9 protein-coding genes are annotated in these 10945 nt (G+C 70.4%); 1 reads left to right on the top strand and 8 read right to left on the bottom strand.

Annotation, left to right across the window (positions count from 1 at the left end; translation table 11 throughout):
- Window positions 1-8 precede the first annotated feature (8 nt).
- Window positions 9-1580, bottom strand: coding sequence for a TolC family protein (locus RN743_RS12255; RefSeq protein ID WP_310780163.1), 1572 nt, complete (start codon window positions 1578-1580; stop codon window positions 9-11).
- The gene (locus tag RN743_RS12250; RefSeq protein WP_310780161.1) at window positions 1577-2269 is read right to left on the bottom strand and encodes a TetR/AcrR family transcriptional regulator; all 693 of its coding nucleotides are present in this window, start codon (window positions 2267-2269) and stop codon (window positions 1577-1579) included. The genes RN743_RS12255 and RN743_RS12250 overlap by 4 nt, the downstream gene beginning before the upstream one ends.
- A 182-nt stretch (window positions 2270-2451) precedes the next feature.
- Here RN743_RS12250 and RN743_RS12245 point away from each other — a divergent pair, with 182 nt between their 5' ends.
- Window positions 2452-4200 carry a gamma-glutamyltransferase gene (locus RN743_RS12245; protein WP_310780159.1) on the top strand — a complete coding sequence of 583 codons (1749 nt, stop codon included), beginning with the start codon at window positions 2452-2454 and terminating at the stop codon, window positions 4198-4200.
- Window positions 4201-4256: 56 nt separating this feature from the next.
- On the opposite strand, the gene RN743_RS12240 is transcribed toward RN743_RS12245, so the two are convergent.
- The 6 genes from RN743_RS12240 to RN743_RS12215 form a co-directional block, all read right to left on the bottom strand.
- Window positions 4257-5126: a xanthine dehydrogenase family protein subunit M gene (locus RN743_RS12240; RefSeq protein WP_310780157.1), complete on the bottom strand. Its 870-nt coding sequence runs from the start codon at window positions 5124-5126 to the stop codon at window positions 4257-4259.
- Window positions 5123-7489 (bottom strand): molybdopterin cofactor-binding domain-containing protein, encoded by a 2367-nt coding sequence (locus tag RN743_RS12235; RefSeq protein WP_310780155.1) that lies wholly within the window; start codon window positions 7487-7489, stop codon window positions 5123-5125. Before RN743_RS12235 ends, RN743_RS12240 begins: the two co-directional genes overlap by 4 nt.
- Window positions 7490-7507: 18 nt before the next feature.
- Window positions 7508-7975: a 2Fe-2S iron-sulfur cluster-binding protein gene (locus RN743_RS12230; RefSeq protein ID WP_310780153.1), complete on the bottom strand. Its 468-nt coding sequence runs from the start codon at window positions 7973-7975 to the stop codon at window positions 7508-7510.
- A 144-nt stretch (window positions 7976-8119) separates the two neighbouring features.
- Entirely contained in the window at window positions 8120-9142 is a 1023-nt protein-coding gene (locus RN743_RS12225) for an ABC transporter ATP-binding protein (protein WP_310780151.1), read from the bottom strand.
- A 2-nt stretch (window positions 9143-9144) separates the two neighbouring features.
- Complete coding sequence (locus RN743_RS12220; protein ID WP_310780149.1) at window positions 9145-10161, bottom strand: iron ABC transporter permease; 1017 nt, start codon at window positions 10159-10161, stop codon at window positions 9145-9147.
- Between the two features lie 61 nt (window positions 10162-10222).
- Window positions 10223-10945 (bottom strand): ABC transporter substrate-binding protein (locus RN743_RS12215; protein ID WP_310780146.1); only part of this gene is annotated, 723 nt, incomplete at its 5' end.

The following is a 10945-nucleotide window of genomic DNA, read 5'->3' as shown; positions in this document are numbered from 1 at the left end:
GTTCCGCCCTATCTCCGGTCTGGGAGCGACGCCGCGCCCCCCGGGTCTTCATTCGTTTCGATGTCCTCGACATCCTCCGCCACCCACGCGCCGCCCAGGGCCCGGTGCACGGCGAGCCGCGCCTCTCCGATGCCGCGTTCGGCGAGCACCCGGGTGGTTTCGGCGCCGTTCAGATTGACTCGCGCGTCCAGGTACTCGACGTAATCCCCCACTCCGCTCTGGTAGCGCTCCAACTGGTTCTCCAGCGAGGCGCGGGCGTCGGCGACCTGTTCCACGACCTGCGCGTACCGCTCCCGCTCGTTCTCGAACTGCCGCAGACTCGTCCGCACCTCCCGGTAGGCGCCCAGGACCGTGCGCGCATAGGCGATCAGCGCCTGGTCGTACTGCGCCCAGGCCGCCCCGACGTTGGCGCGCAGGCGGCCGCCCTGGAAGATCGGCGCGACGAGGCCGCCGATCAGGTTCGTGAACCACTGGTCGACCAACCGCAGATCCCCGAGTTCGCCGGCCTGGCGGCCGGCGGCCCCGTTCAGGGAGATCGTCGGGAGCAGTTCGGCCCGGCGCGCCCCCACCCGCCGGCGCGCCGCCTCGACGCGCTCGAACGCGGCCATGACGTCGGGCCGGTCCTCGAGCAGCGACACCGGCAGCCCGCCGGGAATCGGGGTCGTATCGACCGCCGGCTCGAGTGTCGGCGGCAGAAGGTCTTCGATCATCCCCGCGTACCGTCCGACGAGGAGGGCCAGGCGCCCCTCGGCGTCGTCCACGGCCGTGCGCAGCCCCGGCAGGTTCGACTCGGCGGTCCGGTACTGCTGGCGGATCGCATAGAGTTCGAAGGTGTTCGTGACGCCGGCCTGGTAGCGCTCCCGGGTGAGTTCGGCGCGCTCCCGCAGCAGGTCGACGTTATCCTCGGCGATGGCGAGCTGGGCTCGCGCCGAGACGACCTCGAGATACGTCGAGATGGTGGACGCGATGACCGTGAGCCGCACGGTCTCCGCGTCCGCCCGGGAAGCCAGGAAGTCGCGGACCGCCGCCCCGGATTCGTTGCGCAGCCGGCCCCAGAAATCGAGTTCGTAGGCGAAACCGAGCGAGGCCGAGTAGGTCGTGAACTCGAACCGGTCGGGGAAATCGAAGCTGAACCCCGGGAAGGGGCTGTCGCCGCCGTCGCCGCCATCGTCGCCTCCGAACTGCGACCCCAGGCCCGTGTTGGCGGGCGTGCTGGACCGGTTGCCGTTCGCGTCGAGCGTCAGCGCCGGGAAGAGCGGCGCCCGCGCGATCCGGTACCGGTGCCGCAGTTCCTCGAGCCGCGCGACGGCCTCGTGCAGGTCGAGGTTGGCGACGAGCGCCGTCTCGATCAGGCCGTCCAGCGTCGCGTCGTCGAACGCCCGCCACCAGTCGCGGGGCTCGGGCGCCGCTTCGGCCGGGGGGGCTTCCGCATCGTACGCCGCGGGGAGTTCGGCCACCGCGGCCGGGAGCCGGGGGCCCGGCGCGAACGAACACGCGCCCGCCGCCGCGAGCAGGAGAAACCCGCCCGCTCGTGCGAATCCGGACGCGCCGACCCCGGCGAGCGACGTCGCGGCGCTCACGCGAGTTCCTCCGTCCGAACCATGCCTTCGGCCGGCCGCAGGCCCGCGAGCAGGAGGTCGACGATGTGCGCCTTCCGTTCCTGCAGGAAGCGGTCGAAGTCCTCCACCGCGCGGGAGTGGAAGAGGCGCACCGTCGGCAGGGCGACGAACGGAAACAGGCAGGCGGACACGATCGTGAGCAGCGTGTGCCGGAGGTCGATCTCCCGGATCTCGCCCGCCCCGATGGCCGCGCGCAGCCGGTCCTCGAGCAGGAGCCCCGGCACCTCCTCGCGCGCCTCGATCGCGGCCGCGAGGTGGCGCTCGAGAACCCCGCCGCCGCACAGGCATTCGTTCAGCATGAGGCGGGCCATGTCCTGGTGCTCGTAGATGTAGTCGATGTAGCCGTACACGAACGCGCGCAGGCTGTCTTCGACCCCCTCCTCCGCGCGCAGCGACTGGCTGAGCCCGGCCATGAACTGCCGGCATCCGTGCTCGAACACGGCCTCGTAGAGCTGTTCCTTGGTGCGGAAATAGTAGTGCAGCAGCGCGCGATTGATCCCCGCGTGATCGGCGATCTCCTGCAGTCGGGCGCCGTCCCGCCCCTTGCGGGCGAAAACCGTCAGCGCGGCGTCGAAGATCCTCTGTTCGGTATCCGGCGGCCGTTGTTCGGTGTCCGGCGGTCGTGTGGCGGCCGGTGCTTGCGGCACCATCGCGGTCCTCGCGTTATCCAAATCGTTTAACAATCTTGTCAAGAAGGTTCGGACCCTAGTCACGGCTCGTACCGCGCGCAAGTTTCCCGCGGGCGGGATGTTCGGCCGCTGGAGCCGGGCAGGACCTTTCGCCACGGGCTTGGCCACGCGCTGTTGGGACCCAGGAGACCGACGGAGGATCCATGAAGTCAGGAATCCGGATGCACGGCACGACCGTTCTCGCGATACTTGCGTTCGCGGCGGTTCCGCCCGGTCTGGGCGCGCAGAGTGCGCCCCAGGTCGCGCGCTCGGCGGATGGAGTCGTCGTCGCAGCGCAGCCGCTGGCCGCGGCCGCGGGCGCGCGGATGCTGGAACTCGGGGGGAACGCCGCGGATGCGGCCGTCGCCGCCGCGTTCGCGATCTCCGTGGTCGAACCGAGCATGAACAGCATCGGGGGGCGCAACCAGATCCTCATCCGGACGCCCGACGGCGGGGTCGCGGGCATCGACGGGACGACGTCGGTCCCGCTCGGCTACGACCCGGCCACGGCGCCCCGCGCCGCCTACGGCTATCCGACCGTCGGCGTGCCCGGGTCGGTCGCGGGCCTCATGCGCCTGCACGAGGAATACGGATCCCTCCCGCTGACCACGATCATGGCCCCGGCGATCGATTACGCGGCGCACGGGTTCCGGCTGTTGCCCGGCGAGGCGCGCCGCCAGGCGGGATCGCGCGACCAGGTGGCGGAGACCGAAGGCGCCCGGCGCTACTACCTGAAGGCCGACGGATCACCCTACCGCCCCGGCGACCGGCTCGTGCAGTCCGACATGGCCGAGACGCTGAGGGCGATTTCCCTCGGCGGCGGCGACGCCTTCTACGGCGGGGAGATCGCCGGCCGCATCGCCGACGACATGGCGGCGAACGGAGGTTTCCTGACCCGCGAGGCGCTGGCAGCCTACGAAGCGGAGGACTCGCGCATCGTGCGCGGATCCTACCGGGGGTTCGAGATCGTCGGTTCCGACATCCCGGCCTCCGGCGCGATGGCGATCCTTGCCCTCCAGATCGCCGAGGTCTTCGATCCCGACGGCATGAGCGACGAGGCGTGGGCCTCCGTCATCGCCCAGTCCCTCGCCCTCGCCATGACGGAATACCGCCGGCCGAGTTCTGACTCCTCCGCCGTGCGCGTGACGTCAAAGACCTTCGCCCGCCAGCTCGCGGAGCAGGTCCGGGTGCCCGCGGAGGCCGCCATCGAAGCCGGCACGGAGTCCTGGGCGGCGTTGGAGGCCGCGTCGGGGGCCGCGTCAGGGCCCGCAGCTTCATGGTCTGCGGCCGGCGGTGCGGCGTTGCACCTGCCGCCGGAGGACGGCCACACGACGCACCTCTCCGCCGCCGACGGAAACGGCATGGCCATCGCGCTCACCCAGACCATCGGCCCCGGCATGGGCGCGAAGGTCGCCACCCCCGGACTCGGCTTCCTCTACGCCGTGACGCTGGGCGGCTACCTCGGGATCAGCGAGCCGGGCGAGCGCGCGCGGTCCGGCATCACGCCCTTCATGGTCCTCGACGACGGCGAGCCGTTCCTCGTCCTGGGCGCGGCCGGGGGCATCCGCATCATCTCGGCGGTCGTGCAGGCCGTGACTCGGGTCGTCGACGACGGTCTGGCGCTACCCGCCGCGCTCGCGGCCCCCCGCGTGCACCCCGACATGGGTCCCGACGGGCTCGCGGGCTTCTCCGTGGAAGCAGGCCCCGAGGACGGCTGGTCCGGGGCTTCGGTGGAGGAATTCCGGGAGATGGGATTCGAGATCACGCCCACGCCGCGGCAGGGCGCGTTCGGGCGCATCCACGGCCTGCAGTACGACGCCGCGACGCGCACCTGGATCGGCGCCGCCGACCCCGACTGGGAGGGCGCCGCCGTGGCGCCCCGCCCGGCGGGGCCGACAGGAGGTCGAGACTAGCGGGAGGCGGACATCCGGCTGGCCGCGCACGCTGACAGCCGGCTGGCCGCCGGCGTCTAGCCCGACTGCATACCCGGGCAGCCGGCGGCCTCGGCCACAGCGCGCGCGATCAGCACCTGCGCGAGGTGGACGCGGTATTCCGAACTCGCGTTCTCATCCGCGGGCGGCGTCTCGAGTTCCGACACCTTCGACGCCGCCGCGAGGATCTGCGCCTTCTCGGACGCGCCGGTGAGGGCCGCTTCGACCCCGGGCGCGCGCAGCGGCGTGCCGCCCATGTTCGTGAGCCCGATCGCGGCGCCCGCGATGCCGGACTCGGTCCAGTTCACGACCGCGGCCACGCCGACGATCGCCCAGTCCTGCGCGCGGCGCTGGAACTTCCGGTAGGCGCTGCCCCAGCCCTCCCGCTTCGGCACGCGGACGCCCGTCACGATCTCCCCATCGGCCGCGGCCGACATGAACGGACCGACGAAGAAGTCCGACGCCGCCACCGAGCGCGTGCCGCCGCGCCCCGCGAGCGTGACCTCGGCATCGAGCGCGAGCAGCGCCGCCGGCAGGTCGGAGGCCGGATCCGCGTGCGCCACGGAACCGCCGAGCGTGCCGCGGTGCCGCACCTGGGGATCGCCGATCCCCTCCGCCACCTTCGCGAGGAGGCCGCTGCCGCCCGTGAGTTCGGACGCGCCGGCCACCTCGTGGTGCGTCGTCAGCGCGCCGATGACGACGGAGTCGCCATCCGCGTGCACGCCGCGCAGTTCGTCGAGGCCGCCGATATCGACCAGCAGGGAGGGCCGCGCGAGTCGCAGCCGCATGAGCGGGAGCAGCGAATGTCCGCCGGCCAGCGGCCGCGCGTCCTCGCCACCCTCGGCGAGCAGGCTCAGCGCCTCATCGAGAGACGACGCGCGCTCGTAATCGAAAGACGCGGGAATCATGCCTCACCTCCCTGGGCCGCTTGAATCGCTCGCCAGACCCGCTCCGGACTCGCCGGCATCGGGACGTCCGTCACGCCGAGGTGCGAGAGCGCGTCCACGATCGCGTTGATCACCGCCGGCGCCGACCCGATCGTGCCCGCCTCGCCGATCCCCTTCACCCCCATGGGGTTCGAGGTGCTCGGCGTCACCGTTCGATCCGTCTCGAAGGACGGGAACTCCGCCGCGGACGGCACGAGGTAGTTCACCATCGACGAGGTCTCCAGCGTCCCGTCCTCCGCGTACGTCGCCTCCTCGTACAGCGCCGCCGCGATCCCCTGCGCCACGCCGCCGTGCACCTGCCCGTCCACGATGACGGGGTTGATCACGGGCCCACAGTCGTCCACCGCGATGTAGCGGACGAGGTCCACGGCGCCCGTCTCCGTGTCCACCTCGACCACGGCCACATGCGTGCCGAAGGGGAAGGTGAAGTTCGGCGGATCGTACACGCAGCTCGCCTCGAGCCCGGGCTCGGAATCCTCCGGCAGGCTGTGGGCCGTCCACGCCGCGAAGGCGAGTTCCGGCATCGACTTCGTGCGGTCCGGGACCCCCTTCACCGAGAAGGTCCCCGCCTCGTATTCGAGGTCCTCGGGCGCCACTTCGAGCAGGTGCGCCGCGAGCCCCCTCGCCTTGTCGACCACGCGGTCGCACGCGTTGTGCACCGCGACCCCGGCCACGGCGAGGCTGCGGCTTCCGTAGGTGTTCATCCCGTGCGGCGCCACGTGCGTGTCCCCGTGGAGGACCGTGACGTCCTCGTACGGAATCCCGAGCGCGTCCGCCGCGATCTGCGACCAGGAGGTCACGTGCCCCTGCCCGTGCGGCGAGCTGCCCGTCACGACTTCGGCCTTTCCGGTCGGCAGCATGCGCACCGTGGCCGCGTCCCAGCCGCCGGCGGCGTACTTGAGCGAGGCGAGCACCTGCGAGGGCGCGAGCCCGCAGATCTCCACGTACGAGGAGAACCCGACCCCGATCTGCTTGCCGCCGCCTCCTTCCCTGCGCTCCGCCTGGTCGCTCCGGAACCCGTCGTAGTCCAGCAGTTCCAGCGCCCGGTCGAGCGCGGGCTCGTAATCGGCCGAGTCGAAGGCGAGCCCGCCCGGGCTCTGCACCATGTCGCCGGCCGGGAGGAAGTTGCGGCGCCGGATCTCGGCCGCGTCCACGCCTACCTCGCGCGCGAGCGCGTCGATCGCCCGCTCGATGGCGTACGTGGCCTCGGGCCGGCCGGCGCCCCGGTAGGCGTCCGTCGGGGTCGTGTTCGTGAACACGCCCGTGCACTCGAAGTGGTACGCCTCCCCGCCGTAGCAGCCGCAGTAGAGGAAGGCGCCCAGGAGCGGGACCCCCGGCGCCACGAGCTGGAGGTAGGCGCCCATGGCCGCGACGATGTTCACGCGGTACCCGAGGATGTCTCCATCGGAGGTTGCCGCGATCTCGATCTGCTGGACCTGGTCCCGGCCGTGGATCGTGGCGAGGTAGCCCTCGCTCCGGCCGGCGACCCACTTGACCGGCTTCCCCAGGCGGCGCGCGAGGGCGATGCAGAGCGCCTCTTCCGCGTAGACGTTGAGCTTGGACCCGAAGCCGCCGCCCACGTCGGAGGGCGCGATGACCCGGATCTGGCCCTCGGGGATGCCGAGGGTGAGCGCGAACAGGACTTTCGCCACGTGCGGAATCTGCGTCGTCGACCACACGGTGAAATCGCCCGTCGAGGGGACGGACTGCGCGACGACGGCGCGCGGCTCCATCGCGTTCGGGATCAGCCGCGGCTGCGTGTAGCGCTCCTTGACCACGACGTCCGCCTTCGCGAAGGCCGCGTCCACCTCGCCGTTGGTCAGCGCCCACGTGTAGCTCTTGTTATCGTCGAACGACTCGTGCACGCGCGGCGCGTCGTCGGCCAGCGCCGCCTCCACGTCCACGACGGCCTCCAGCACCTCGTAGTCGACCTCCACAAGTTCCGCCGCGTCGAGCGCCGCGTTGCGGCTCGTCGCGACCACGACCGCCACCGCGTCGCCCACGTAGCGCGCCACATCCTGCGCCACCGGCCAGTGGTCGGGGATCTTGATGTCGTCGGTCACGGGCCACGCCATGGGGAGTCCCGCGGCCCATTCATCGGCGAGGTCGGCCCCGCTGTACGCGGCCACCACGCCTTCGGCGGTTTCGGCGGCGGAAACGTCCACCGAGTTGATGCGCGCCGATCCGTGCGGGCTGCGCACGAGCGCCGCGTGAAGCATGCCGGGCAGCGTGAGGCCTTCCAGGAACGTGCCCTGCCCTGTGAGAAGCTTGGGATCCTCTTTCCTCGGGACCCCGCCGCCAACGTATTTCTCAGCCGTCGCCATGTTCTCTCTCCTCTTCGTCTAAGAGCCCATGTCGTCGGCGGCCGCGAGCACCGCCTTGACGATGTTGTGGTAGCCCGTGCACCGGCAGAGGTTGCCCTCCAGCGCGAGCCGGACTTCGTCCTCCGTGGGCGCGGGGTTCTCATCCAGGTATCCCACCGCGGCCATCATCATCCCCGGCGTGCAGAACCCGCACTGCAGGCCGTGGTTTTCGTGGAACGCCTTCTGCACCGGGTGCCAGTCACCGTTCGACGCGAGCCCCTCGACCGTCGTCACGTCCGCGCCATCCGCCTGGACGGCGAGCACGGTACACGACTTCACCGACTGACCGTTCATCAGAATCGTGCAGGCGCCGCACGAGGACGTGTCGCAGCCCACGTTGGTGCCGGTCAGCTCGAGTTGTTCGCGGATGAAATGAACGAGGAGGGTGCGGGGTTCGACGTCCGCCTCGTGCCGAACCCCGTTCACGGTCATGGAGATGCGCTTCATGCGGCCACTCCTGATCCTGTGCCGGCGGGAGCGCCGGCGGAGCTCCCGGAACGGGACTCATCCGGCCGCCCGTCGGCCGGGGGGATTCAGTCTAGAACGGGTTGCGGGGAGGGTGCAAGCTGACCTCGCGGACATCGGGCGATCTCAGCGGGCATCCCCGGGGATGGAGTCGAGCAGTGCGTCGATCATGGCGCTCATCGTGTCGTGGTTGGATGCCGCTCCCTCCACCTCCAGGCGCCATTTTGCGCGGCCGCGAGTCCCATCCTCGACCGCGATCACGAAGCGCGTCACCCCGTCCGTGCTCACGCCGATTCCGAGTCTGCGGAGCGCGCGGCGCGTCCACTCCGCGACCAACCCGGAGCCCTCAACGCGCACCCCAACCCGCTCCGGACCGGCCATCCTGAAAGCGCCTTCCCACGGATCGAACTCGACACCCTCTCGGTGGAACACGTGCGCCAGCGAGCCTGAGAGCACGAGATCTTCGGGCGTCCCCACCTCGAGGTTCCCGTTCGAGTCCATGAGCCAGATCCGGTCCGCCGTGCGGAGTGCGAGGTCAAGGTCGTGCGTGGACAAGAGGAGCGCGCGGCCTTCCGCCCGCGTGAGATCCCGCAGCATGATCATGAGGTCGATGCGAGTCGGCAGGTCGAGGAAGGCGGTGACCTCGTCAAGGACGAGCGCGCGGGGCTGCTGGGCGAGCGCCCGGGCGATCATGACCCGCTGCCGCTCTCCGTCGCTCAACTCCGCCACTTGGCGAGCCGCGAACGGCTGCGAACCGGTGGCGCGGAGCGCCTGATCCACCGCGTCGTGATCTTCTGCGCCAAACCGACCCCACCAACCGGTGTGAGGCTGACGGCCCAACTCGACCAGAGCACGCCCGGTGAGCCCCCACACGTTTACCGACGGAGTGAGCACCACGCCGATCACGCGCGCGCGACGCCCCGGCTCCATGGCGTCGATCGCCTCTCCGTCGAGTAGCGCCGTCCCGCCCAGCGGGGGCGTGAGGCCGCACACCGTGCGCATGAGCGTGGACTTTCCAGCCCCATTGGGCCCGAGCAAGACGGTGAACTCGCCTGCGCGCAACGTCGCGCTGAGCCCGGCCGAGACCTGTCTGGACCTGCGTCCGGAGCGATACCCGGTGGCGAGATCATCGAGCGCCAGGACCGTCATCGTCAGTTCTCAAAGCGACGCACGCCGGCACGTCGCAGGAGAAGCACCAGTACCACCGGGGCCCCGATCAACCCCATGACCGCATTCATGTGGAGGACGTGCCGGCTCCACGGCAAGTGGGTGATGAGATCCGCCAAGGCGGCCAGCGCGGCACCCGTGACGGCGGCCGCCGGAACCAGGGCTCGGTGGTCCGCCGTCCCGAACAGCGCGCGTGCCAGATGGGGCGCCAACAGTCCGAGGAAGGCGATCGGCCCGCAGAACGCCGTTACGACGCCGGCCAGGAGCGCGGCGGCGGCGAGGGCCTGGATGCGGGCCCGCTTGACCCGGAGCCCCAAAGTCCGCGCGTAGTCGTCGCCCAGCATCAGGGAGTTGAGGGACTTGGTCCGACCCAGGGCTGCAACCAACCCAACCAGGGTGAGCGCACCCATGATCGACCACTGCGACCACGAGACGGTCGTGAACGTGCCGTCGTTCCAGGAGGCAAACGCACGAGCCTGGGCTTCGGTGGTGAAGTGAAGGACGACGCTGATCAGCCCCTCGGCGGTCTGGCCGAGCATGAGTCCGCTAAGTAGCAGCGTCACGGGCCCCACACGGGGAGCGAGCGCCATCAGGATCAACGTCATGACCAGCGCGCCTGTCGCCGCCGCGACGACCAGGCTGAGGTTGGACAGGACGCCAAGGCTCGCGAGCACGGTCTGGCCTGCGGCGGCTGACGTTACAACGAGCACGGCTACGCCCAGCCGGGCGCTGTGCACGAGTCCCAGGAACCATGCATCGGCGAGGGGATTGCGGAAGGTCGTCTGGAGCAACATTCCGCAGACCCCCAGCGAAGCGCCGGCCACGATGGCGGTGAGCATGCGCGGCACTCGGAATTCCAGGAGAATCCGTCCCAACACGGCATCGCTCTCGGTGCCCGCGAGGAGTCCGAGGACCTCGCCCGGCGGGATCCACACCGCCCCCAGTGTCAGCTCCAGGCCCACCAGAATCAGCAACGCCGCTCCCAGAAGCAGCCAGAGCACCAATCGCCTGCCGGGGGACCCCCTGACGCCGGACCGGGCGGCCGACCCTCGGCGAGCGGCTTCAGCGACTTGATGCATCGGTCACCTGCAGACCCGCGAGGGAGCGGTAGAAGGTCATGTCGCCAGGCGGGAGCAGCCCGGGATGGATCATGCGAACGTGATCGGCCAGCTCGAAGTGCGGAGAGATCAGGCTATAGTCCCACCAAGGGTTGGGACCCGTCGGCCAATTGATGTTGGCCACCCAGACCCGGCCATTTCGAACGGCCGGGATATAGTCGTAGCGCGGGTCCAGAACCGTCGTCTCGAAGATGCGCGAGCCGAAGGAAGTGTTTGGACCGACGATCCATAGCTCGGCCTCGCGGGCCCTGGCGAGCGCATCCTCGAAGTGCGTGTAGCGCCCGCTATCCGTCTCGACGTCATCTTCCCAGAGGTAACGCCCTCCCGCGTCTTCGATCATGCGCGTGTGCACATTCCTTCCCCCGTACATCCGCCAGCCGTCATCTTCGGGTGCGCCGACGAGCACGCGGGGTCGCTCCGCAACGGCGGCCACGCGGGCCCGCAGGGCATTGTACCGGACCTCCATCTCACCGAAGGCCGACTCAGCTTCGGCCTCCTGATTGAAGAAGAGGGCGAAGAACTTGATCCACTCGCTGCGGGCCAACGGCGTGGGCTCCAGGTGCTCGGCCATCTCGACGAGAGGAACACCCATGAGCGAGAACGACTCGTTGAGCCGGGTCAGCGCCGCGTGATAGTGCCAGTTGAAGTGCGCTTCGCTGCGGCGGTT

The organism is Candidatus Palauibacter scopulicola, assembly GCF_947581915.1.
GTDB classification, from domain to species: Bacteria; Gemmatimonadota; Gemmatimonadetes; order Palauibacterales; family Palauibacteraceae; genus Palauibacter; species Palauibacter scopulicola.
This window is presented reverse-complemented; position numbering and strand designations above follow the sequence as displayed.